The sequence below is a fragment of the Massilia sp. DWR3-1-1 genome (assembly GCF_049898325.1).
Classification (GTDB): Bacteria; Pseudomonadota; Gammaproteobacteria; order Burkholderiales; family Burkholderiaceae_D; genus JAFCUW01.
In genome coordinates, this window is the sequence record NZ_JAFCXL010000008.1 from 87,828 (window position 1) to 111,729 (window position 23,902).

Genomic DNA, 23,902 nt, shown 5'->3' on the forward strand with positions numbered 1-23,902 from the left:
AAGGAGGATCGAAGGGCCAGCGCCGTATTCTACAGTTCGGATCGCCTCAAGCCTGCCGCTTGCGCGCCACCATGCCCAGCAGGGCCGAGCGGCCCCGGTGCGCGCTGCCTTCTGCGAGCACAGCGTCGTACTCGCGCAGGTCGAGGATCTTGAGCGCGGCAAACGCTTCGCGCAGCATGGCGCCCGTGTAGAGGTGCGCGCGCACGCCCGGGCCGCCGGTCTTGTAGTCGAGCTGCGCCGGGGTGTAGCCTTGCACGATCAGATAGCCGCCCGGCTTGAGCGTGGCGACCATGTTCTCAAACAGGCGCGCGCGCATGGCCGGATCGGCAAACTGCACGAAGATGGCGACGACGACATCGTAGGCGTCGGCCTGCCAGTTCCAGGCCTCGCAATCGGCCACCTGCAGATTCACCTCCACGCCGGCCGTGCGCGCCATCGCGCTGGCCTTGGCCACGCCGACCGGGGAGATATCGAAGGCGTCCACGCGCAGGCCCTGCTGCGCCAGCCAGACACTGTTCCTGCCGTCGCCGTCGGCGACGGCCAGCGCCGAGGCGCCCGCTGCGAGCAGGCCGCGCTGACTGGCCAGGTAGGCGTTCGGCGCGCTGCCGAACAGGAAATCGCTGCCGCCAAAACGCGCGTCCCAGGTGGCCGCCGCGTCGCTGAAGTGCCGCTCATGCGCCATGCGGCAGGCCCAGGTTCTGGTTGGCCGGTACGGCGATGTCGATCAGGCGCGGTCTTGGCAGATTCAGCGCCGCCATCAGCACGACGAAATCTTCCTTGCTGCGCCTGGCCAGGCGGGCGTTATGGCGCTTTTCCCAGCCGATCGTCGACACCGACTGGCCCTTGTAGTCGTGGCCGGGCCACACGCGCGTGGCCTCGGGCAGGGTGAACAGCTTGCCGACGACGCTGTCGTACAGCGCATCGGCACTGCCGCTCTGGAAGTCGGTGCGCCCGCAGCCGTCGATGAGCAGGGTGTCGCCCGTGAACACATTGCCGCGCCAGACATAGCTGACGCTGCCGGCCGTGTGACCCGGCGTGTGCAGGACCGTGATGGTGTCGTCGGCGCCAAAGCGGATCAGGTCGCCATCGTTCAGTTGCAGCTCGGCCGGCGCGATGCCGCAACCGGCGGGCGCGGCGGCGAGGGCGCCGGTGAGCTGGCGCAGCTTGCCGGCCGAGGTCACGTGGTCGGCGTGGGCATGCGTTTCGAGCACGTAGGCAAGGCGCAGGCCCAGGCGTTCGAGGTGCGCCAGGTCGCGCTCCCAGTGCCGCTCGACGGGGTCGATGATGACGGCCGATTGCTCGTCGTCGGCCACCAATATATAGGTGAAGGTCGACGATTCGACGTCGAACAGTTGTACAGGGTGGATCATCATCGGGGGTCTCCGTTTGGCAGTGTCTGATACAGGGTTCAAAGGGCTGACCTGGCGATCATGCCGACGGCAACGGCGGCCGACACGGCCGCGAAGCCGATCTGAAGGTGGGGGCCGGCCAGGCGCGCCGCCACCAGGCGTCCGCCCAGCATGCCGGCCAGCGCGCCGGCGGCGAACGGCATGGCCACGGGCCAGTTCATGCCGCCGGTGGCGGCGCTGGCGACGACCCCGGTGACCGAAACGAGGGCGATCACCGCCAGCGAGGTGGCCACCACCGCGCGCATGGGCAGGTCGGTGTAGCGCTGCAAGGCCGGTACCATGACGAAGCCGCCGCCCACTCCGAGCAGGCCCGACAGCAGGCCGGCGACGGCGCCCGCCAGCGACAGCGCCCGCGCACAGGTGCTGGTCCAGATGAAGCGGCCCGTTTGCGCACTGCGCTGGCAAGGATGGATGGCAGGGCTCGCCACAGGCTCGGCCAGCGGCGCCCGGCGCGCCTGGCGCCACGTGCGATACGCCACCAGCAGCAGCACCAGGGCGAACAGCACGCTCAGATAGCGGTTGTCGATCCGGTGCGCCAGCCACAGGCCCAGCGGCGAGACCAGCATGCCGGCGCCGGCGATCAGCATGGCCGCCCGGTAGCGCACGATACCGTCGCGCAGGCCCAGCACGGCGCCCAGCGCGGCCGCCATGCCCACCGCCAGCAGGCCGATGGGGCCGGCCTGGGCCAGCGCCATGTGGTTGCCGAACACCAGCAGCGGCACCGCCAGGATGCCGCCGCCGGCGCCCGTGAGGGCCAGGATCAGGCCCACCACCAGGCCCAGCCCCAGCACGGTCAGCATGGCATGGTACTCATTGGCTGGCCTGCTTGCGGTAGCTTGCCACGCGCTCGAGCACGGCGAAGATCGCCATGCCGGCCACCATCGCCGCCGTGAAAATGAGCGGCTTGGCGCCGCCGCTGGCAAGCGATGCCAGCGCCGGACCGGGGCAATAGCCGGCCAGGCCCCAACCGGCGCCGAAGGCCAGGCCACCCAGCACCAGCCGGCGGTCGATCTGCGAGGCCGTGGGCAGGCGCATGACTTCTCCCAGCAGGGCGCGGTCGCGTGTTGCGGCGAACCGGAACGCCACCAGGCCCACCGCGATGGCGCCGCCCATGACGCAGGCGAGCGAGGGATCCCAGCGGCCTGCCAGGTCGAGAAAGCCGAGGACCTTGGACGGGTCGCTCATGCCGGAGACGATCAGGCCGATGCCAAACAGCAGGCCGACGGCCAGTGCCATGATGATTTGTACGATAGCCATACGATGCTCCTTAGGCAGCCAGGTGACGAACGATGAACACGGTGAGAAAGCCGGCAGCCATGAAGGCGGCGGTCGCCACCAGCGAGCGGGGCGACCGGCGCGACAGGCCGCACACGCCATGGCCGCTGGTGCAACCGGCGCCGTAGCGCGTGCCGATGCCCACCAGCAGGCCGGCGACGACCAGCGTGGCCGTGTCGGCATCGACCGTGACGTCCGGCAGGGGGGCGAAGCAGGCGTAGGCGAGCGGGGCGCCGATCAGGCCCAGCAGGAAAGCGATGCGCCAGGCGATATCGCCCCTGGGCCACTCGAGCAGGCCGCCGAGGATGCCGCTGATACCGGCGATGCGGCCGTTAAACAGCAGGAACAGGGCCGCTGCCAGGCCGATCAGCACGCCCCCGGCCAGCGAGGCCCACGGTGTGAAATGTTCCCAAGCTATCATCATGATGTTGCTCCCTTCGGTTGGTGGCAATACAGTTGGTACAGCACCTGCATGACGGCCATCGCCTCGTTGCTGGCAATGCTGTAGAAAATCTGCTTGCCTTCGCGCCGCGTCGTGACCAGCGCTTCGTCGCGCAGCACGCCGAGCTGCTGGGACAGGGTGGGCTGCGCGATGCCCAGGGCGCTTTCGAGTTCGCTCACGCACAGCGGGCCTTGCGTCAGCTGGCACAGCAGCAGCAGCCGGTCGGGGTTGGCCAGCACTTTCAGCAGGCCGCAAGCCTGCGCGGCGGCGGCGTGCATGGCGGCCGGTTCAAACGGGAGGGGCGGGTGCATGCGGGTTCCTTGGCGCGGTGTGGAAGTGTTCGCATACATTATATAGTATTACAAACTATAAAACTATATATTGTGTGTCGGTCCACCCACCCCACCCCATCCCGCCTCACGGTCCGGGCGGCGTGCTTGAAAATTCCTCAAACGCCGCCAGCGCATTGGCCGAGAACATCAACGACGGGCCGCCGCCCATATAGATCGCCATGGCCAGCGCCTCTTCAAGTTCGGCCTGGGTGGTTCCCAACCGCACCAGCGTTTGCACGTGAAAGCCGATGCAGGCATCGCAATGGGCCGCCACACCGAGTGTGAGCGCGATCAGTTCCTTGGTTTTCTTGTCGAGGGCGCCGTCGCGCGATGCCGCCCGCGCCAGGTCGCCAAATCCCTTCATCACGTCGGGCAGGTCGGCGCGCAGAGTGGCGAGGTGGTACGAGACCGAGTCGGTCAAAGCGCGATAACTGCCTGGCGGTGTGCTCATCGAGTGACCCCCTTTCAGGCTAGGATTTCATGCGGCAGGTGCTGATGCCGAAGGGCAGGTAGGCGGGACAGATGCGCACGAGGCCCGTCGCCAGCGGGATCACGCCGAGCCAGCCCCACGCGCCAATCGCGCCGGACAGGGTCGCCGCGATCAAGCCGAGTCCTGCCACAATCCGGATCACCCGGTCAATATTTCCTACGTTCGCTTTCATGGCCAACCTTTCTTCAACAGTCGTTCAAGGGCAGAACAGTGCCTGAAGACACCGTGTCTGTGTGCCGTGCGTCCTTCGCGGGTCGACGTCATCATCTTTGATATAAGCATGGTTCATGCCAGTGGCGCCTTGATGCGTGGGAGGCCGGGTGCCGGGCGCGCGGCGCATGGCGGGCAATTTGGCGCGGCGGCAGTACCTGTCGCCGCTGCCATTCTGGCAGCGTTGGCAGTGCTTTGTCAGTGCGAATCGCCGGCGCGGACCATGCGCCTACTGCCGCAGCACCACGCGCAGGACGGTGGCCAGGGCTAGCAGGACGAGCACGCTGCCAGCCCAGATCGCCACCATCCACAGCAGGCGCCGCGACCGCTTTTGCGGCGCCGCAGGCGGCTCGATGGCGGGCCAGTCGAATTTTGGCAGCCTCATGCGTGATAACCCTCCACGCTGACCTTGCCTCGAAACACCCAATACGCCCAGCCGGTGTAGGCCAGGATCAGCGGTACGATGACGGCGGTCCCCACCAGCATGAACACCTGGCTACTGCGCTCGGTTGCCGCTTCCCAGATGGTGACCGCGCCAGGAATGACGTACGGAAAAATACTGATGCCGATGCCGACGAAACACAGCAAGAACACGCACAGGGTCAGCAAGAACGGCGCCAGATCCCGTCCCGCCCGCAGGCTGCGCGTAAAGGCGTAGCTTGCCAGGGCCACCAGCAGCGGCACCGGGGCCACCAGCCAGATGTTGGGAAAGCGCAGCCAGCGATCAAAATAATGTCCTGCCAAAAACGGTGTCGCCAGGCTGACCGCGACAATCGCGGCGAGGGTGGCGCCGCCGAAGCGCCTCGCATGGCGTACCGCCTGCGCTTGCAGCGCGCCTTCCGTCTTGAGCACCAGCCAGGTGGCGCCGATGAGCGCGTAGGCGAGCACGACGCCGACACCGGTGAGCAGCGAGAATGGCGTGAGCCAGTCCCACCAGCCGCCGGCGTAGGCGCGGCCACTGACCTGTATGCCTTGCAGCAATGCCCCCAGCACGACGCCTTGCGCCAGCGCGGCCAGGAAGGAGCCGCCACAGAACGCCACGTCCCAGGCCGGGCGATGGGCCGGGTCGCGCCAGCGGAACTCGAAGGCAACGCCGCGAAAGATCAGCGCCAGCAGCATCAAGACGATCGGTGCGTACAGGGCGGACAGGACCACCCCGTAGGCGAGCGGGAAGGCGGCGAGCATGCCGCCGCCGCCCAGCACCAGCCAGGTTTCATTGCCATCCCACAGGGGCGCGATACTGTTCATGGCCGTATCGCGTTGCTGGCCAGGCTGAAAACTGGGAAACAGGATGCCGATGCCGAGATCGAAACCATCGAGCACGACATAGACGAACACCGCAAAGAAGATAATGGCGGCCCAGACAATGGTGAGGTCGATCGTCATGATTATTCGCTCCGGGTCAATGGCGCAGGCTCAGGCTGGATCGCCTGGGCAGGGGTGATGCCGGCACTGCGCATGGGGATGTGCGGTGGCGATGGCTCATGGGCGCCGGGCGCTTTGGCCATCAGTTTCAAAATGTACACAATGCCGGCGCCAAAGACGACGAAGTAGACCAGCACGAAGGCCACCAGCGAGGCGGCCACTGCCGGCGCCGCCAGCGGGGACGCTGACGCTGCCGTGCGCAGCAGGCCAGTGATGGTCCAGGGCTGGCGGCCCACCTCGGTGGTGATCCAGCCGGCCAGGACGGCGATCAGGCCGGACGGCGCCAGCGCCAGGGCGAAGCGGTGCAGGCCGGTCCAGCTGTAGAGGGTGCCGCGCGCGCGGGCGTACAGGCTGAGCAGGCCCAGCGTGGCCATCAGCAAGCCCAGCCCCACCATCACGCGGAACGACCAGAACACGATGCCGACCGGCGGGCGATCTTCGCGGGCGATGGTATCGAGGCCGGCCAGCGGCGCATCCAGGTCGTGTTTCAGGATCAGCGAAGAAAGTCGTGGAATTTCGATGGCATAGTCGACCCGGTCCTGCGCGCTGTTCGGGATGCCGAACAGGATCAGCGGCGCACCGTCGGGGTGGCTCTGGTAGTGGCCTTCCATGGCCATCACCTTGACCGGCTGGTGTTCCAGCGTATTGAGGCCGTGCATGTCGCCGAGCACGATCTGCAGCGGGGCGACGATCGCCGCCATCCACATCGCCATCGAGAACATGATGCGCGAGCGGGGATTGGCGCGGTCCTTCAACAAGTGCCAGGCGCCGACGCCGCCGACCAGGAAGGCCGTCGTCAGGTAGGCCGCCGACACCGTGTGTACGAGGCGGTAGGGGAAGCTGGGATTGAAGATGATGGCCAGCCAGCTGCCGGCGGAAACGAACTGGCCGCTGGCGTTGATCGCGTAGCCGGCCGGCGTTTGCATCCAGCTGTTGACGGAGAGGATCCAGAAGGCGGACACGAAGGTGCCAAGGGCAACCATCAGTGTGGCGGTAAAGTGCAGGCGCTTGCCGACCCGGCTCATCCCGAACAGCATCACGCCAAGAAAACCCGCCTCGAGAAAGAAGGCGGTCAGCACTTCGTAGGCCATCAAGGGCCCGATGATGGGGCCGGCCTTGTCGGAAAAAACCGCCCAGTTCGTACCAAACTGGTAGGACATGACGATGCCCGACACCACGCCCATGGCGAACACCAGCGAGAAAATCTTGAGCCAGTAACGAAACAGGTCGAGGTACACGTCGCGGCCCGTCCTCAGCCATAGCGCCTCGAGCACCGCCAGGTAGCTGGCCAGGCCGATGGTCACTGCCGGAAAAAGGAAATGAAAGCTGACAGTAAAAGCAAACTGAATGCGTGCCAGTAGCAGCGCGTCGGGCAAAACAAGCATGATGGTCCTTTGACGGACAGCGGCGGTGCCGCTGTCCATGCATGGTGAGTCGGTGAGCGCCGCAGGACAGCAAGCTGACACCGCGACAGATCGCGATGGGCGCTACCGCGATCACTCATGCATCTCACCTCGCACGTTTCATGCCAGTCGCATCAAACCGCTTTTACTGTTTGATATCAATGCTTTACAAAATAGCCTTCAGCCGGGAGCCGCTGCAAGCCGCCATGGTGCTGCCAATGTGGCAGTCAATGGCAGAGCACTGCCATGCCTGCCACATCTGACAACTACGCCAGTCCCTGCGCTTTCAGGCGCCGGTAGAGGGTGCGTTCACTGATGCCAAGGTGGCTGGCCAGTGCGCTGCGGCTGCCGCCAAAGCTGGCCACGGTGGCGGCCAGCGACGTCGCCGCGCGCACGGGTGCGGCCGGCACGCGCGCCGCACCGGGAGGCGCCATGGGCAGGTGGTCGGCGCGGATCACGCCATCGTCGGCGAACAGGCGGGCGCGTTCGAGGACGTTGCGCAATTCGCGGACATTGCCGGGCCAGGCGCGCTGTTGCAGCAGCGCCAGGGCGTCGGCGTCGATGCGCAGCGTGCGCCGGCCCGCGCCGCTGCGCTGGAGGAAGGAATTGACGAGCAGCGCAATGTCGTCGGCGCGCTCGCGCAGGGGCGGCAAGACAATCGGAAACGCACTGATGCGGTAATACAAATCCTGGCGGAATTGTCCTTGCGCCATCATCTGTTCGAGCCCCTTGTGGGTGGCCGCCACCAGGCGGAAATTGGCGTGCAGGGTCTCGACCCCGCCCACGCGGCGGTAGGTGCCCGACTCGATCAGGCGCAACAGCTTGACCTGCATCGCCAGCGGCACGTCGCCTATTTCGTCGAGAAACAGGGTGCCGCCCTGCGCCGTCTCGACCAGCCCCGGCTTGCGCGCGGTGGCGCCGGTGAAGGCGCCTTTTTCATGGCCAAACAGTTCGCTTTCAAACAGCGTTTCCGTCAGTCCCGAACAATCAACGACGACAAAGGGCCCGCCGGCGCGCTCGCTCGTTTCGTGCACGGCGCGGGCGAACAGTTCCTTGCCCGTGCCGGACTCGCCCAGCAACAACACCGGCAGCATCGACGGCGCCACCCGCTGCAAGGCCGCCAGGGCCAGGTTGAAGGACGGCGAACGGCCCACCAGGCCCTCGTCGCTGGGCCGGGCGGAAGCGCTGCGCACCACCGCCAGCCGCTCGACGTAGGCGCTGATGGCGCCGTGCTGGTCAAGGATCGGCCGCAATTCCACTTCCACGTGCTCGGGACCGCGCGGCGTGTGGTGGATGTGCAGCACACGGTCGGGGCCGCGCAGTTCCTGCGCTTTTTTCATCGGGCAATGTTCGCCCGCCTGGTCGCAGGGAAGCTCGTAGTGATGCGACACCTGGTAGCACTTGCGGCCGATGAAAGGCTGGTCGGCGCTGCCGAACTGGCGCTGGTAGGCGGTGTTCGCCGCCAGGATATTGTAATCAGGGTCGAGCACGATCATCGGCTGCGCTTCATGCTCGAGAAACGAGACCAGGGCCTGCACTTCGGACGATGGCGGCGGCGGTGGGGTGGTGCTCATCATGGCTCCTGGCAAAGATCGGACACTGACGCAGCACTGCCACGTATGCCAACAGCTTACTGCCAAACTGGCAGTGCGGGAAAATTTCTGACTGCAGCGCTCTGCCATGAAGCAATATCGTCCATTAAATCAAGGGCTTGGCCTGAATTCGCCGGCCGCCAAGGCAGTGGCATGTATCTTGCTTGGAACGTCATGCGAATGCAGCAAGCCGCCAATCCAAGGAGATGACCCATCATGCGCAGTGCATCACTTCACGTCGAGGGATACTACGATCCCGCCACCAGCACCGTCAGTTATATCGTGCTGGACCCCGCCACGCGCCGCTGCGCGCTGATCGACAGCGTGCTCGACTACGACCCCAAGTCGGGCCGTACCTCGACCGCGTCCGCCGACACATTGATCGCGCGGGTCGGCGCGCTGGGCGCCACGGTCGAATGGATACTCGAGACCCATGTCCACGCGGACCACCTGACCGCCGCGCCCTACCTGCAGGAAAAGCTCGGTGGCAAGATCGGCATCGGTCGCCATATCACCACCGTGCAGCAGGTGTTTGGCGAACTGTTCAATGCCGGCAGCGAGATGGCGCGCGACGGCAGCCAGTTTGACCAGCTGTTTGCCGACGACGCGCAGTTCGCCATCGGCAATCTGGCATGCCGTGCACTGCACACGCCCGGTCACACACCGGCCTGCATGACCTACGTGGTCAGCAATGGCACGGCGCAGGCCGCCTTTGTCGGCGACACCCTGTTCATGCCCGACTACGGCACGGCGCGCTGCGATTTTCCAGGCGGGGATGCGCGCACCCTGTTTCGTTCGATAAACAAGGTGCTGAGCTTGCCCGCGGACACGGTGCTGTACATGTGCCACGACTACCCGCCGGACGGGCGCGAGGTGCAGTTTGTCAGCACCGTCGCCGATGAGCGCGCCAACAATATCCATGTGCGCAACGGCATCAGTGAAGCGGAATTTGTCGCCATGCGCAGTCGCCGCGACGCGGCACTGGAGATGCCGACATTGATCCTGCCCTCGGTGCAAGTGAATATGCGGGCCGGGCATTTCCCGCCGCCCGAGGTGAATGGCAAGCGCTACCTGAAGATTCCCCTCAACGAAGTCTGATGGACCTATACCTATAACGGAGACCGCCATGACCATACATTACCTCGCACCCGGACTGTCGGTGTCCGAACAGATACTGCCGGCGCAGCTTGCGGCCCTGAAGGCGGCCGGATTTCGCGCGATTATTTGTAATCGACCCGATGGCGAAGGCGCCGACCAGCCCCTGTTTGCGCAGATCGCCCGCGACGCGCATGCGCTCGGCATCGAAGCCCACTACCTGCCGGCCGAATCGGGCAAAGTCACCGATGAGCAAGGCCGCGCGTTCGGCGCACTGCTGGCCCAGCTTCCCCAGCCGGTGCTGGCCTACTGCCGCACGGGCATGCGGTCGACGACGATGTGGGCGCTGTCGCAAGCGGCGACGACGCCGCTGCCGCAGATCGTCGATGCCGCCCGCAATGCCGGCTTCGACATGAAATCGGTGGTGCGGCGGATTGTCAACCAGGGGCGCACGCCGGTCGACGTCGCCGAAGCGTCGCATGCGGTCGTCATTGTCGGTGGCGGCGCCGCCGGCATCGCGGCGGCCGCAAGCCTGCTGGCGCGCGCGCCCGGGCTCGATATCGCCATCATCGATCCCGCCGAGGTACATTACTATCAGCCTGGCTGGACGCTGGTGGGCGGCGGCGTGTTCGAGGCGGCCGACACCGCCCGCACGATGGCCTCGACCATTCCCCGCGGCGTGCACTGGATCAAGGCCGCGGTGGCCGCGTTCGAACCCGAACGCAATGCCGTCATCCTCGACGGCTGCCGCGTGGTCCAGTACGAACAGCTGATCGTGTGCCCTGGCCTGAAGCTCGACTGGCAGGCGATCGACGGCCTGGCCGAGACGCTGGGCGCGAATGGCGTGACGTCCAACTACCTGTATCACCTGGCCCCGTACACCTGGGAACTGGTACGTAACTTGCGCAGCGGCCGGGCCATTTTTACCCAGCCGCCGATGCCCATCAAGTGCGCCGGGGCGCCGCAAAAAGCGATGTACCTGTCGGCCGACCAGTGGAAGCGCGCCGGCGTACTCGGGCAGATCAAGATCGAATTCTGCAGCGCGGGCGCCGTGCTGTTCGGCGTGGCCGCATACGTACCGGCGCTGATGCAGTACATCGACGCGTATGGCATCGCGCTCGATTTCGGTTTCACCCTCACCGGCGTGGACGGACCGGCCAGGACGGCGACGTTTACCCGCACCGACGCCGCCGGCGCCAGCCACAGCGTCACGCGCCAGTTCGACCTGCTGCACGTGGTGCCGCCGCAGGTGGCGCCCGATTTCATCCGTGTCAGTCCGCTGGCCGATGCGGCCGGCTGGGTCGATGTCGATCCCGCCACCTTGCGCCACAAGACCTGGACCAATATTCACGGGCTGGGCGACGCCACCAATTCGCCCAACGCCAAGACCGCCGCCGCCGCCCGCAAGCAGGCGCCGGTCGTGGCCCACAACGTGCTGGCGGCGCTGGGCCGGGCAAGCGGCAACGCCCGCTACGACGGTTACGGCTCCTGTCCCTTGACTGTTGAACGCGGCAAGATCGTGCTGGCCGAATTTAGCTACGGCGGCAGGCTCGCGCCCAGTTTTCCCGCCTGGCTGATCGACGGCACCCGGCCATCGCGGCTGGCATGGCTGCTCAAGGAGCGCATCCTGCCGCCGCTGTACTGGAAGGGCATGCTCAAGGGGCGCGAATGGATGGCCAGGCCGGAACTGGCCGATTCCTGAGCACGGGCCGGCGCCAGCGTCAGTCGACCAATTCTGCTTGCAGGGCGATGGCGGCCGGCCGCCCCAGGTAATAGCCCTGCAGTTCATCGATCCCGCGCGCGCGCAGGCTGGCCAGCTGGTCGGCCGTCTCGACCCCTTCGGCGATCACGCGCAGGCCGTAGCGGCGGGCGATCAGCACCGCCGCTTCGATCACGGCCGCCGATTTCTCATCCATGTGCATGACGAAGCTCTTGTCGATCTTGATCGCATCGAGGGGGATTTCGCGCAGCCGCGACAGCGACGAGTAGCCGGTGCCAAAGTCGTCGAGGTGAATCTCCACCCCCATGGCGTGCAGGCCCAGCAGGGTTGTCAGCGCGCTCGCCATGCCGCGCTCGTCGAGGGCGCTTTCGGTCACTTCGATCACCAGTCGCGCCGGCGGCAGTGCGCTGGCGGCCAGCGTGGCGGCAACCAGCTGGCAAAAATCGGCCTCGATCAACTGGCGGATCGAGGTATTGACCGCCACCTTCGGCGCCTCGCTGCCCTCGGCCGCTGGCGGCCAGGCGCGCGCCTGGTGGCAGGCCTGTTCGAGCACCCAGCGGCCGATCGACAGGATCGCATCGGAGCTTTCGGCCAGCGCGATGAATTCGTCGGGGCCGACGGCGCCCAGCTGGGGGTGGGTCCAGCGCAGCAGCGCTTCACGGGCCACCACGGCGCCGCTATCGGCGGCAACGATGGGCTGGAACAGCAGGTGCAGCGAGTTGTCCTGGTGCGCATGCGCCAGCGCCAGCGTCAGCTGCAGCCGCCGCTGCAGCAGCTGGTACGAGTGCGCGCAATAAAACGCGACGCGCCCGCGCCCCAGCTTTTTCGCGTCTGCGGTGGCGACGTCGGCGAAGATCAGGGCCTCGTGCAGATCGAAGGGGGCATCGCCGGCGTGCTCGAAGATGCCGACGCTCATGCCGATCTTGCGCGTGTGGGCGCCCGCGAGGTAAGGCGCCGACAGTTGCGCATGCATGGACTGGTAATCGTCGGCGCTGGCGCCGGCCTGGTCGGCGGGGCGGGTGATGCAGGCGACAAATTCGTCGCCGCCCCAGCGGCACACCGCGTGATCGGCCGCGCCGCTCGCTTGCGCCAGCGCGGCAATCACCTGCGCCAGCCGCTGCGATACGGCCTGCAGCAACAGGTCGCCGTGCTCATGGCCCATGCCATCGTTGATGTCCTTGAAGTGGTCGAGGTCGATGAAGATGATGCTCTTGTGGCGCTGCCCGTGGCGGTGGGCGTACGGGTAGCTCAGGAAGCCGCGCCGGTTGAGCAGGGCGGTCAGCGGATCGTGGTTGGCAAGGTATTGCAATTCGCGCGTGCGCTCGTCGATGGTCCGCTCCAGGTCGTCGTTGACGTGGGAGATCTGGCGGTTCTTGTCCGATAGCTGCCGGATCAATTCCTCCTTGTCCGTGGTCAGCGTGAGCGTGTTGCGCAGCAATTTGACATTGTTGTTATGGCTACCGAGCATGACCACGATGAATACCAGGCCAATCAGGCCCAGCACCTGGAGTTTTTCGTCAGGCAGCAGCAGCATCAGCACGCAAGCGGGCAACAGCAGCATGCCGATGTAGACCTTGCCGACGATGGGCATGCTCGCCAGGGTGCCGGTGGCGCCCCCTGCCAGCGCCGACACGATGATCAGCAGCGAAAAGGTTTCGCCTTCGCTGAACGCGGGCAGACCCAGGCACGCAATGGCCGCCCACAGCACGCCGGAGCCGAGCAGTCCCAGCGCCAGCATTGCCTGGTGCGACGCTGGCGGCGCGCCGTCCGGATGGCGCGCAAGGTGGCGCCGATACACCCTGTGGCCCACATACCGCAGCGCGCAGACGAGCAGCGAGAGCGTGATCCAGGCTGTCACCCAGGGCACGCTGGCATGGCGAATATTGATGGCCAGCGCGGCAATGGCGGCCGCGTTGACGAGAATGCCCAGCGGATGGGCTTTTAATTTTTCGCGCCAGAGTTGTGTCTCGAAAATCACGGTGGACTCCAGGATTCCAGGGGCCGGCGGCGGGGCGCCCGCTGCGGCCGACCGCCGGACAAGGCCCGGTGAAACGGCCCCGTACGGCACGCATTCGCATTCTATTTCCTGTTGGAAATAGTAACATGAATTGTTAATTTTGCTTCACAAAATTGTGTAAAGCGGGCGCGCCGGGGCGCTCGAACGGCGCCGCGGCGGCGTCCGGGCGCGGCGACTAGATCACCACCACTTCACTGATCTGGATAAGGGGCGTCAGATTGGTGTAGTTGGCGACATCGTCCATGATCACCTTGGTATGGGGGCCGAAGCCGGCCTGGAATGCTTCGACCGAATCGAAAAACAGGTGGCCCATGGCGATGTAGGGCGCATTCGTGGCGGACCCGGCCGCGGCGGCCCGGTCGATGGCATACGATTTGCAGTAGTCGCCCAACAGTTGCTGCACCATGGGCATGTGGCGGTCGCGGTAATACGCATCGTCGAAACGGGCGTCCGGGCCGTTGGGATACATCACGCTCACCTTGATCATCGTTTTATCTCCTGGTTGTGGATGGCTTACCTGCGCCAGCCATCGTGCGCCGAAAGGCGCCGCTTCGCAAGTTCGATGTCGATGGCTGGCGCCGGCTGTCACCTAGCGCGCTAGCTGATGGCCGCACCGAGGCGGCGGGCGTGGGTGAGCAGCTCGTGGGCGGCGCGCGCCGAACTCTCGGCCGCCTGCGAATTGTGTTCGGTGGCGGCGTCGAGTTCGCCCATGGCATCCGATACCCTGGAGATGGCGCTGCTTTGTACATGGGTGGTGGCGGCCACCTCGGTGGCCAGGCCGCCCACTTGCGAGCACGCCGTCTCGATGTCGCCAATGGCGCCGTGCATGCGCTGCAGTTGTTCGCCCGCGTTTTTCAGCTCGCTGTTGACGGTGGCGTTGACGCTGTCGACCTGGTCGACGATGCCGGTGACGGTCTCGGACAGCGAGCGCACTTCCATGGCGATGACGGCAAAGCCGGCGCCGGCCTGGCCCGCGTGCGCCGCTTCGACGTGGGCATTGAGGGCCAGGATCTTGGTCTGCATGGCGATCTCGCGCACCGCCTCCATCAGCGCCGTCACCTGGCGCGTGGCCGCGGCGATGCCGTCGAAGGCGCTGGTGACGTCGCGCGAGGCGGCGGTGCCGGAATCGACCAGCGCCAGCGCCTGCCGGGCCAGGTCCGTCACCTGGTCGGACTGGCGCGTGGTCTGGCGCACGCCGCTGGCGATGCCGGCGATCGACTGCGACACGGAGGCGATGCTGGCCGCCTGCTGTTCCGCGCTGGCGCTGAGGCTCTCGCTGGTTTCCTGCATGTCGTTGCCGGTCGCCGTCAATACCGCCAGCCGGTCCTGCACGTCGCGCAGCACGCCGGCGGTGCGCATGGTCATCTGGTTCATGGCGCTCGCCAGGCTGAGGATGGCCTGGTCGCCATGGTGGGTGAACTGCGCCAGCGGACGACCGCTGATGACCTGGCCGATGGTGCTGTTGAGCAGGCCCAGCGGCTGCAGGATGCGCAGGTTCAGATAGGCGAAGCCGACCCACGGCATGGCCGCGGCGGTGATGCCGGCGGCAACGGCCAGCCAGACCGGCAGCCCGAGCAGGGGCGCCAGCAGGGCGACGCCCACCGCGCCCGACAGCACCGCGCAGCACGCCGCCAGCCGCGCGCCCACGGGGCGCGTCATCAGCCAGTACCAGAACCGCAAGGGGGCGAAACGCCGTACCGCCACCCCTTCGTGCAGGATGTAGGCGGCGCTGGCCATCGCCTGGCGCGCGCTGTCGGCGCGCATCCGGGTGCCCCCGTCGAGTTGGCGATAGACGGCGATGGCAGCGTCCACCTCGTCGCGGCTGGCGCGCACCCGCACGCACATATAGCCCGTCACGCCGGTGCCATTGGCCACCGGCGTGACAAAAGCGCGCGACCAGTAGTAAGCGCCGTTCCTGCGCTGGTTCTTGATGATGCCCGACCAGGACTTGCCCTTTTTGAGGGTCTGCCAGATGTCGGCGAATACGGCGCGCGGCATGTCCGGATGGCGGATCAGCTTGTGGTCCTGGCCCAGCAGTTCGTCCGCCGTGTATTGCGTCGACGCCAGAAAGGCGTCGTTCGCGTAGGTGATGATGCCCTTCAGGTCGGTCCGGGTGATCAGCACATCGTCGTTCGACACCGCGAACTCGAGCTGGGGATCGCCGTAGTCGAGGCGCGATGCCAGGTGGCTTGTTGGCGTTTTGCTCATAGGTACACTTCCAGTGGGGCGGGCTGGCGGGACGGCGCAGCAGCAAGGTGGCCCTTGGGGAAAGGCCACGTGAATAGTTAACGAGCCATAATAATACTTCTTAATAAGAAACAAGTAGTACCGTAAGTAACTATTTCTCCAATCCGTGCACACGCTTGCCTGCGCACGCGCGGCCGCTGTGATCAGGGCGCTGGTGAAAGGCCAGGCCGCCCCATCAGAACTCTTCCCACTCGGCGTTGCTGGTCGCTGCGTTGTTGCCGGTATTGCTGCCGGCTTTGCTGGCGATGCGCCTGGCCGGTGCCGGTGTGCTGCGCGGCGGGGCGGCGGCCGGGCGAGCCTGGGGGACCAGCGCCGCCGGCCTTGGCGTGGCGGGCGTGGGCAGCGCTGCCGATCCCAGCTCGAACACGCTGACGGCCTGTAACAGCACTTGCGCCTGATCCTGCAGCGCACCGGCAGCGGCCGCCGCTTCTTCCACCAGCGCCGCGTTTTGCTGGGTCACTTCGTCCATCTGGGTGATCGCTTCGTTGATCTGTTCGATGCCCATCGTCTGTTCCTGGCTGGCCGCGGCAATCTCGCTCATGATGTCGGTCACCCGGCGCACGCTGTCGACGATTTCCGTCATGGTGGCGCCGGCCTGGTCGACCAGCAGCGCGCCAATGTCGACCTGCTCGACCGACGCGCCAATGAGTTGCTTGATTTCCTTGGCGGCGGCGGCCGAGCGCTGGGCCAGGTTGCGCACCTCGCTGGCGACAACGGCGAAGCCGCGTCCCTGCTCGCCTGCGCGGGCCGCCTCGACGGCCGCGTTCAGGGCCAGGATGTTGGTCTGGAAGGCGATCCCGTCGATCACGCTGATGATGTCGACGATTTTCTTCGACGATGCGTTGATCGATCCCATCGTCGTCACCACTTGCGACACCACGGTGCCGCCCTTGACGGCGATCGTCGACGCCGTTTGCGCCAGTTGCGTGGCCTGGCGCGCATTGTCGGCGTTCTGCTTGACGGTGCTGGTCAATTCTTCCATCGACGACGCCGTCTCTTCCAGCGAACTGGCCTGCTGCTCGGTGCGCGAGGACAGGTCCAGGTTGCCGGCCGAAATCTGGCTCGAGGCGGTGGCGATGGTGTCGGTGCCCATGCGCACTTCGCCGACGATCTTGAGCAGGCTGGCGTTCATGTCCTTCAGGGCCGCCATCAGCATTCCCGTTTCATCGGTCGACTTGACCTCGATGTGGCTCGTCAGGTCGCCCGCCGCCACCGTTCTGGCCACGTCGAGGGCGCGCACCAGTGGCGCCGAGACGAGGCGGGCGATCCACACGGCCATGACCAGGCCCAGCACCAGCGCCACGCCGATGCCGGCAAAAATCGCAGCGCGGGCGGTGCCATAGACCTGCGCCGCGTGTTCGCCGGCCGTCTTGCCACCCTTGTCATTCAGCTCGACCAGCTTGAGCAAGTCGGCGCTGGCGGTGTCGAACAGGGTCTGCGAGGCACCGTTGAGCAAGACCATCGCTTCGGTGCTCTTGCTGCTGCTTGACAGTTCCAGCAGTTTTTTGCTTTCGACAAGGTAGGCGTTCCACGATGCGCTGAAGGTATCGAACAGCTTTTTCTCTTCGGGCGAGGCAATCAGCTTGATGTAGGCGGTGCGCCTGGCGTCGATGGCGGCGCCGAGCGTGGCGATTTTCTTGTCGATCACGGGAATCGCGGCAGCGTCAAAGGACGAGACGTGCTGCAGTTCGAGAATGCGGAAGTTGGAGGTGTCGGTATTGATGGCGGACGAGAGGATCGCCGACGGCATCGAGTTATTGACCACATCCTCGGTCGATGCATTGACCGCGCGCAGCTGGACAATGGCAAACAGCCCCAGTGCCGCCGTCATCGCCAGGATCAGCGATGAGTTCAGGATGAGTTTCCTGGAAATTTTGAGGTTAAGAAACCATTGCATGGTAAGAAGGACTCCTGGGGAATGGCGCACCGCCGCGGCTGGCTGGCTGGTGCTGCAGGTGAAAAAATCGGCGCTGGCGTGGCCGAACGGGAGGTCGCGGGAGTGGGGCGACCGGGGATTGAACTGGCCAAAGGAAAGCTCGCGCCCAAGGCGGGCCTTGTTTAAACATGCTTGTATTGTTCTCCTGCAGAAACTATTGTCTAGCACCAACTACACAAGGTCAACTAAGTTCGTCGCCCCGTAACAATGTTCCGGCCCTCGACAGCGCAAAGCGTTGTTATCCGGTGCGCTGTGCCAGGCGGTGGCGGCGCCCGCCGCCCGCTTGGGGATTGCCCCGTTGCGCGCCGCCCCTGCCGGCAGGGTAAAATGCCGCACCATTTTGCCCATCGCGCCGTGTCGACTCCCGTGACATGCGCGCCCCGATCCCACTTGAACAAGGCGCAGTCCGGCGGCTATCCACGCGCGTCGCTGCCAGCATTCCATGAAACCTCCGAAACGCCTGGTCCCCCTGATCGACGAAGGCCTGATCGATGAAGTATCGCGCCAGCTCATGAGCGGCAAGGAAGCGATTGTCTACGTGGTGCGCTGCGGCGACGAGGTGCGCTGCGCCAAGGTCTACAAGGAGGCCAACCAGCGCAGCTTTCACCAGGCGGTGGCCTACCAGGAAGGCCGCCGCGTCAAGAACAGCCGGCAGGCGCGGGCGATGGAAAAGGGCAGCCGTTACGGCCGCAAGATGGCCGAGGAGGTGTGGCAGAACGCCGAGGTCGACGCCCTGTACCGCCTGGCCGCCGCCGGCGTGCGCGTGCCCACGCCGTATGTCTGCTTCGAAGGCGTGCTGCTGATGGAACTGATCGTCGACGCCGACGGCAATGCCGCCCCGCGCCTGAACGACGTGCCGCTGACCGAAGCGCTGGCGCTGACGTACCACGCCGCGCTGCTGCGCCAGGTGGTGCTGATGCTGTGCGCCGGCGTGATCCACGGCGATCTGTCCGAGTACAACATCCTGGTCGACGCCGACGGCCCCGTGATCATCGACCTGCCGCAGGCGATCGACGCGGCCGGCAGCTCGGTGGCGGGGGCGATGCTCGAGCGCGACGTGAACAATCTCGCCAGTTTCTTCGGCGTGGCCGCGCCCCAGTTGCTGGGCACCCGCTACGGCCTGGAAATCTGGAATCTGTACGAAGCGGGCCTGCTCACCCCCGAGGTGGCGCTGACGGGCATTGTCGCCGTGCCCGAGACGCCCGCCGATGTGGGCGCGGTGATGCGCGAAATTGCGCTGGCGCGCGAGGAAGAGGCGGAACAGACAAGCTACCAGGGCAGCTGAGCGCGCGTGATCGCACTGTTTTGCGGCCAAACCTGCCAGCTGTGTCAGTTTTGATTCACATCAACGATTTGTGAATGGGAAATCAATAAGCTTGCCTTCGATGACAACAACACCAAGAAAGGCAACACCATGAACAAATCCACCCTGACCCTGATGATCTCTGCCCTGTGCCTGTGCGGCACCGCCATGGCGCAGGAATCGCCATGGCTGGTGCGCGTGCGCGCCCTGCACCTGGCGCCGGCCGACAAGTCCGATCCGGTCGGCGGCGTTGGCGCCAGCGACCGCCTGCACGTGAGCGAGAAGTGGATTCCCGATGTCGACGTGTCCTATTTCTTTACGCCGAACTGGGCCGCCGAACTGGTGCTGACCTACCCGCAAAAGCATACCGTCACGCTCGACGGCGCATCGATCGGCACCTTCAAGCACCTGCCACCGACGCTGACGGCGCAGTACCACTTCCTGCCAGGCGCGACCATCAATCCCTACCTGGGCGTGGGCGTGAACTACACCTTGATTTCGAAGGTCAATCTGTTGAACGGCGCCGCCGGCCTCGAGCACGACAGTTTCGGCCTGGCCCTGCAGGCGGGCGCCGACTATCGCATCGACGACCGCTGGAGCATCAACTTCGACGTGAAAAAAGTGCAGATCCGCAGCGACGTGAACATCGCCGGCGCCCGCGCCAGCCGCGTCAAGGTCGATCCGCTGATGCTGGGCGTGGGTGTCGGTTACCGCTTCTAAATCAAGTACCGGCCCCAAGTGCCGGCAGCACGGTACCGCGCACTTCGCCAAAGCCGATGCGCGGGCGGCCGGGCGCCTCGGCCCAGCCGCGCATGACGACGCTGTCGCCGTCTTCCAGGAAGGTGCGCGTTTCGCCGGCGACGCGGATTGTCTGCTTGCCGCCGGCCGTCAGTTCCAGCAGCGAGCCCGCTTCGGCCGCGGTCGGCCCCGACTGGGTGCCCGATCCCAGCAAGTCACCTGCCTGCAGGTTGCAGCCATTGACCGTGTGATGCGCCACCAGTTGCGACACGGTCCAGTACGAATGCCGGAAGTTCGACAGCGACACCCGCGCAGGCGGCGTGCCGGCGCCGCGCATGGCGGCCGTTTCGATCGCCACTTCCAGCGTGATGTCGAAGGCGCCGGCACTGCGCACTTGCGGCGCGTCCAGGTAGGGCAGCGGCTGCGGATCGGCGCCGTCGCGCGTCCAGGCGGCGCGGTAGGGCGCCAGCGCTTCGAGCGTCACCACCCACGGTGAAATCGTCGAGGCAAAATTCTTCGACAGGAAAGGCCCCAGCGGCTGGTATTCCCACGCCTGCAGGTCGCGCGCCGACCAGTCGTTGAGCAGGCACAGGCCGAACACCGCCTGCTCGGCCTGGCCGATGTCGATCGGCTCGCCCGGCGCATTGCCGGCGCCGATGAAAATCCCGATCTCCATTTCATAGTCGAGCCGCTTGCACGGACCGAAGTCGGGCGCCACCGCCCCCGGCGCCCGGGTCTGGCCCCGTGGACGGGGAAAGCACTGGCCGCTCACGCCGATCGACGAGGCGCGCCCGTGATAGCCGATCGGCACCCACTTGTAGTTGGGCAGCAGCGGCTCGTCCGGGCGGAACAGTTTGCCGACGGCGCTGGCGTGGTGGATCGAGGTGTAGAAATCGGTGTAGTCGCCGATGCGGGCGGGCAGGGCGTAGTCGGCATCGGCCTGCGCCACCAGCACCGCGGGCAGCGGCGGGGCGCCCTCGCGCAACAGGCCCGACAAAGCCAGCCGCAGCGCCGACCAGGCCTGCGGGCCCAGCGCCATCAGGGCGTTCAGGCTGGCCTGGCCGACGATGGCGTGGCGCACGGCCGGGTCGAGCCCGGCCAGGGCGCCTTCGCCGGCGGCGGCGTCGATGTCGACTATGTGCGCGCCGATGGCCACGCCGATGCGCAGCGCTTGCCCGCTGCCAGCGCGGCGGAACACGCAAAACGGCAGGTTCTGGATGGGGAAATCGGTGGCGTCGTGCCGGCTCGAGGCGACCCAGCTGCGCAGGGCCGGGTCGTGGGTGGCGTTGAGTGCCGGCTGCGCGGTGGTGTTCATGGTTGCTCCGGGTTGAAATGCTTCTCGATGCCGCTCCAGCAGGCGCTGTAGTGCGCCTGCCGCAGCGGCGTCGCCAGCGCGTACGCGGTGGGGCACAGCGCCAGCCTGGTCTCGAACATGAAGGCCATGGTGTTGTCGACCTTGTGTGGCACGCTGGTGTCGGCGGCGCTGGCCTTGTCGAAGGTGGCGGCGTCGGGGCCGTGGCCCGTCATGCAGTTGTGCAGGCTGGACCCGCCGGGGACGAAGCCGTCCTGCTTGGCGTCGTAGGCGCCATGGATCAGGCCCATGAATTCGCTGGCGACGTTGCGGTGGAACCAGGGTGGACGGAAGGTGTGTTCGGCCACCAGCCAGCGCGGCGGAAACACCACGAAGTCGAGCGTGTCGACCCCCGCCGTGTCGCTGGGCGCCTGCAGCACCAGGAAGATCGACGGGTCGGGGTGATCGACGCCGATCGAGCCGATCGGCGAAAAACGGCGCAGGTCATACTTGTAGGGCGCGTAGTTGCCGTGCCAGGCGACGACGTCGAGGGGCGAGTGGCCGATTGGCGCCGACCACAGCTTGCCGTTGAACTTGGCGACCAGGGCGAAATCGCCTTCGCGGTCTTCGTAGGCGGCGTGGGGCGTGAGGAAATCGCGCGGATTGGCCAGGCCGTTGGCGCCGATCACGCCCAGGTCGGGCAGGCGCAGCAGCGCGCCGTAGTTCTCGCAGATGTAGCCGCGCGCGGCGCCGTCCGGCAGCGTCACCTGGAAGCGCACCCCGCGCGGGATCACCGCGATTTCCATCGGCGCGAGCGCAATGCGGCCCATTTCGGTGGCGATCAGCAGGCGCCCTTGCTGCGGCACGATCAGCAGTTCGCCGTCGGCGTTGTAGAAATAGCGCTCGTGCATGTCACGGTTGCAGGCGTACAGGTGAATGGCGTTGCCGCATTGCGACTGGGGCGTGCCGTTGCCGGCCATGCTCTGCCAGCCGTCGATGAAGTCGGTGGGCGCCTGCGGCAGCGGCAGCGGGTCCCAGCGCAGCTGGTCGGGCGGCGCCGCCGGCGTGTCGAAGCTGCTGACGATGCCCCGGTTGTCGATGCGCGCGAACGGCGCGTGCATGGCGGCCGGGCGAATCCGGTACAACCAGCTGCGGCGGTTGTGGCTGCGTGGCGCCGTGAACGCGGTGCCGGAGAGCTGTTCGGCGTACAGGCCGTAGGGCACGCGCTGCGGCGAATTCTGCCAGGCGGGCAGGGCGCCTGGCAGGGCTTCGGTGGCAAATTCATTGCCGAAGCCGGACTGGTAGCGCGCGGCGTGGTCGGGGGCGGTGGACATGGCAATCTCCTGGTCGGTCTGGCGGCCACTGTAGCGGAGCGGGGCCAGGTTTGCGATATCAATACATGAATGTAGAATATTGATTTGGTAAATAACGAAAGAGCGCCGTGATCGAGCCGCGCCAGATGGACCTGAACCTGCTGGTGGTATTCCAGGAGGTGTACCAGCAGCGCCAGATTTCGGCGGCCGCGCGGCGCCTGGCCTTGACGCAGTCGGCGGTGAGCAATGCGCTGGCGCGCTTGCGCCGCACTTTCGACGACGAACTGTTTGTGCGTACCGGCGCCGGCATGCAGCCGACCCCGCTGGCCGAGCACCTGGCCGGGCCGATCGCCGCCGCGCTGGCCAGCGTCGGCGAGGCCCTGCGCCGTCCGGCCCCCTTCGTTGCCTTGACGAGCGAGCGCCAGTTCGTCATCGCCATGACCGATGTGGCGGAGATATATTTTATGCCGCCCCTGATCGAGCGCTGCCGCGCACTGGCGCCGGGCGTGCGCCTGGCGACGGTGCGCCCGGCCGGCACCGACCTGAAGACGGCGATGGAGGCGGGCCGCATCGACCTGGCCATCGGCGCCTTCGAACACGTGTCAAGCGCGCTGTTCCAGCGCCGCCTGTTCCGCCAGAGCTGCGTGACGATGTTCCGTGCCGGCCATCCGCTGGGGCAGGGCCGGCCCACCCTGAAGAAATTCCAGGCCGCCCGGCACCTGCTGGTCGCCGGCGCCGACAGCCCGTACGACCGCATCAACGAACTGCTCGAGCAGGCCGGCGTGCGCACGGACAGCCGCTACCAGGTGCCGCATTTCACGGCCGTGCCGTACATCGTCGCCAGCACCGACCTGGTGGTGACGGTGCCGGAAAAACTGGCGCAGCGGGCGGCGGCGCCGTTCGGGCTGTCTTATATTCGCCCGCCGCTGCACTTGCCGATGCTGCAGACGAATATGTTCTGGCACCGCAGGTATGGCGACGATGGCGGCAATGTGTGGCTGCGCGACTGTATCGGCGCGATCTTCGTGGAGTAAGGTCCCGCTGCGCTGGCGTTCCCGCCAATTATGCGCAATCGTGCATATATTCATGGGCGCCGCTGCTTGATTGATCCCTCGCTGCACTGGCCCACGGGGGCATTGCTTGCTAAGATATGCAGATCCGGGCATGCACGCATGCGCTCGTCAGACAGGAATCCCATGACCACCGAATTAGTGTTCGAAAGCCGCTCGAGTTACCAGGTGCTGCGCCAGGAGGGCGCCACCGAAAGTGAGCCGGTGATTTCATTGCAGCTCGAATTGACGGGCGGCCCGAATATCTACGCCGCCGGTGCGGCCCTGGTCAACAAGGCCGCCTGGCACATGAAGATTCACCGCCGCACGGCCGGCAGCGGGCTGGCCACCGGCTATTCGCCGGGCCGGATGATGTACACCGTCGAAGACAACAGGTCGCGCTGCGCCATCGAAGTGCACCAGTCGGCGGGGCGCTACGCCGAATTGCTCGACATGTTCAAGGGCGGCTATGTGTCCGAGATCACGGTCGTGGTCGAGGGACTGACCGACAAGGCCGACTACAGCAAGAGCTGGGACACGGCTGCCGGCAAGCACCTGACGATCAAGGCGATCTGCTTTGAGTTTCCCTTGCCGCAAAGCGAAGGCTGACCGGTA

At 66.2% G+C, this 23,902-nt stretch carries 24 protein-coding genes; 6 read left to right on the forward strand and 18 right to left on the reverse strand.

The features are described from left to right. Positions 1–46: 46 nt before the first annotated feature. The 12 genes from ACP7EY_RS10370 to ACP7EY_RS10425 all read right to left on the reverse strand — a co-directional run bounded on the left by ACP7EY_RS10370 (position 47) and on the right by ACP7EY_RS10425 (position 8,563). On the reverse strand, positions 47–682 hold the full coding sequence (locus tag ACP7EY_RS10370; protein ID WP_426193150.1) for a class I SAM-dependent methyltransferase: 636 nt from the start codon (positions 680–682) through the stop codon (positions 47–49). Next, positions 672–1,373, reverse strand: a complete 702-nt coding sequence (locus tag ACP7EY_RS10375) for an MBL fold metallo-hydrolase (protein ID WP_426193152.1) — start codon at positions 1,371–1,373, stop codon at positions 672–674. The genes ACP7EY_RS10370 and ACP7EY_RS10375 overlap by 11 nt, the downstream gene beginning before the upstream one ends. A gap of 35 nt (positions 1,374–1,408) precedes the next feature. After that, positions 1,409–2,209 carry a sulfite exporter TauE/SafE family protein gene (locus ACP7EY_RS10380; RefSeq protein WP_426193154.1) on the reverse strand — a complete coding sequence of 267 codons (801 nt, stop codon included), beginning with the start codon at positions 2,207–2,209 and terminating at the stop codon, positions 1,409–1,411. Between the two features lie 10 nt (positions 2,210–2,219). Next, a complete protein-coding gene (locus ACP7EY_RS10385) occupies positions 2,220–2,666 on the reverse strand; it encodes a YeeE/YedE family protein (protein ID WP_426193156.1) in 447 nt (148 codons plus the stop codon). A gap of 10 nt (positions 2,667–2,676) precedes the next feature. Continuing rightward, complete coding sequence (locus ACP7EY_RS10390) at positions 2,677–3,108, reverse strand: YeeE/YedE family protein (protein ID WP_426193158.1); 432 nt, start codon at positions 3,106–3,108, stop codon at positions 2,677–2,679. After that, positions 3,105–3,437 carry a metalloregulator ArsR/SmtB family transcription factor gene (locus tag ACP7EY_RS10395; protein WP_426193160.1) on the reverse strand — a complete coding sequence of 111 codons (333 nt, stop codon included), beginning with the start codon at positions 3,435–3,437 and terminating at the stop codon, positions 3,105–3,107. Before ACP7EY_RS10395 ends, ACP7EY_RS10390 begins: the two co-directional genes overlap by 4 nt. A gap of 106 nt (positions 3,438–3,543) precedes the next feature. Beyond that, positions 3,544–3,909 (reverse strand): carboxymuconolactone decarboxylase family protein, encoded by a 366-nt coding sequence (locus ACP7EY_RS10400; RefSeq protein ID WP_426193162.1) that lies wholly within the window; start codon positions 3,907–3,909, stop codon positions 3,544–3,546. Positions 3,910–3,928: 19 nt separating this feature from the next. Further along, on the reverse strand, positions 3,929–4,120 hold the full coding sequence (locus ACP7EY_RS10405; RefSeq protein ID WP_426193164.1) for a YgaP family membrane protein: 192 nt from the start codon (positions 4,118–4,120) through the stop codon (positions 3,929–3,931). A gap of 267 nt (positions 4,121–4,387) precedes the next feature. Further along, positions 4,388–4,543, reverse strand: a complete 156-nt coding sequence (locus ACP7EY_RS10410) for a DUF2474 family protein (RefSeq protein ID WP_426193166.1) — start codon at positions 4,541–4,543, stop codon at positions 4,388–4,390. Beyond that, a complete protein-coding gene (cydB, locus tag ACP7EY_RS10415; protein WP_426193168.1) occupies positions 4,540–5,544 on the reverse strand; it encodes a cytochrome d ubiquinol oxidase subunit II in 1,005 nt (334 codons plus the stop codon). Before cydB ends, ACP7EY_RS10410 begins: the two co-directional genes overlap by 4 nt. 2 nt (positions 5,545–5,546) lie before the next feature. Next, positions 5,547–6,968, reverse strand: a complete 1,422-nt coding sequence (locus tag ACP7EY_RS10420) for a cytochrome ubiquinol oxidase subunit I (RefSeq protein WP_426193170.1) — start codon at positions 6,966–6,968, stop codon at positions 5,547–5,549. 284 nt (positions 6,969–7,252) lie between these two features. Beyond that, complete coding sequence (locus ACP7EY_RS10425) at positions 7,253–8,563, reverse strand: sigma-54 interaction domain-containing protein (protein ID WP_426193172.1); 1,311 nt, start codon at positions 8,561–8,563, stop codon at positions 7,253–7,255. A 231-nt stretch (positions 8,564–8,794) separates the two neighbouring features. Between ACP7EY_RS10425 and ACP7EY_RS10430 the strand changes: the two genes are divergently transcribed. Both ACP7EY_RS10430 and ACP7EY_RS10435 read left to right on the forward strand, forming a co-directional pair. After that, on the forward strand, positions 8,795–9,676 hold the full coding sequence (locus tag ACP7EY_RS10430) for an MBL fold metallo-hydrolase (RefSeq protein ID WP_426193174.1): 882 nt from the start codon (positions 8,795–8,797) through the stop codon (positions 9,674–9,676). Positions 9,677–9,704: 28 nt separating this feature from the next. Continuing rightward, entirely contained in the window at positions 9,705–11,375 is a 1,671-nt protein-coding gene (locus ACP7EY_RS10435; protein ID WP_426193176.1) for a TIGR01244 family sulfur transferase, read from the forward strand. A gap of 19 nt (positions 11,376–11,394) precedes the next feature. Here ACP7EY_RS10435 and ACP7EY_RS10440 read toward each other — a convergent pair whose 3' ends face one another. The 4 genes from ACP7EY_RS10440 to ACP7EY_RS10455 form a co-directional block, all read right to left on the reverse strand. After that, positions 11,395–13,371 (reverse strand): putative bifunctional diguanylate cyclase/phosphodiesterase, encoded by a 1,977-nt coding sequence (locus ACP7EY_RS10440; RefSeq protein WP_426193178.1) that lies wholly within the window; start codon positions 13,369–13,371, stop codon positions 11,395–11,397. 214 nt (positions 13,372–13,585) lie between these two features. After that, positions 13,586–13,897 (reverse strand): EthD family reductase, encoded by a 312-nt coding sequence (locus tag ACP7EY_RS10445; RefSeq protein ID WP_426193180.1) that lies wholly within the window; start codon positions 13,895–13,897, stop codon positions 13,586–13,588. Positions 13,898–14,007: 110 nt separating this feature from the next. Continuing rightward, complete coding sequence (locus ACP7EY_RS10450; RefSeq protein WP_426193182.1) at positions 14,008–15,618, reverse strand: methyl-accepting chemotaxis protein; 1,611 nt, start codon at positions 15,616–15,618, stop codon at positions 14,008–14,010. Between the two features lie 214 nt (positions 15,619–15,832). Then, on the reverse strand, positions 15,833–17,554 hold the full coding sequence (locus tag ACP7EY_RS10455; RefSeq protein ID WP_426193184.1) for a methyl-accepting chemotaxis protein: 1,722 nt from the start codon (positions 17,552–17,554) through the stop codon (positions 15,833–15,835). A 481-nt stretch (positions 17,555–18,035) separates the two neighbouring features. Here ACP7EY_RS10455 and ACP7EY_RS10460 point away from each other — a divergent pair, with 481 nt between their 5' ends. Then, positions 18,036–18,878, forward strand: coding sequence for a PA4780 family RIO1-like protein kinase (locus ACP7EY_RS10460; protein ID WP_426193186.1), 843 nt, complete (start codon positions 18,036–18,038; stop codon positions 18,876–18,878). A gap of 129 nt (positions 18,879–19,007) precedes the next feature. Continuing rightward, the gene (locus ACP7EY_RS10465; RefSeq protein WP_426193188.1) at positions 19,008–19,616 is read left to right on the forward strand and encodes an OmpW/AlkL family protein; all 609 of its coding nucleotides are present in this window, start codon (positions 19,008–19,010) and stop codon (positions 19,614–19,616) included. Between the two features lies 1 nt (position 19,617). Here ACP7EY_RS10465 and fahA read toward each other — a convergent pair whose 3' ends face one another. Then, positions 19,618–20,949: a fumarylacetoacetase gene (gene fahA, locus ACP7EY_RS10470; RefSeq protein WP_426193190.1), complete on the reverse strand. Its 1,332-nt coding sequence runs from the start codon at positions 20,947–20,949 to the stop codon at positions 19,618–19,620. Continuing rightward, positions 20,946–22,259, reverse strand: a complete 1,314-nt coding sequence (hmgA, locus tag ACP7EY_RS10475) for a homogentisate 1,2-dioxygenase (protein ID WP_426193192.1) — start codon at positions 22,257–22,259, stop codon at positions 20,946–20,948. The genes fahA and hmgA overlap by 4 nt, the downstream gene beginning before the upstream one ends. A 107-nt stretch (positions 22,260–22,366) precedes the next feature. Here hmgA and ACP7EY_RS10480 point away from each other — a divergent pair, with 107 nt between their 5' ends. Together ACP7EY_RS10480 and ACP7EY_RS10485 are read left to right on the forward strand one after the other, a co-directional pair. Next, positions 22,367–23,272, forward strand: coding sequence for a LysR family transcriptional regulator (locus tag ACP7EY_RS10480; RefSeq protein ID WP_426193194.1), 906 nt, complete (start codon positions 22,367–22,369; stop codon positions 23,270–23,272). A 162-nt stretch (positions 23,273–23,434) separates the two neighbouring features. Next, a complete protein-coding gene (locus ACP7EY_RS10485; RefSeq protein ID WP_426193196.1) occupies positions 23,435–23,896 on the forward strand; it encodes a hypothetical protein in 462 nt (153 codons plus the stop codon). The last annotated feature ends 6 nt before the right edge of the window (positions 23,897–23,902 follow it).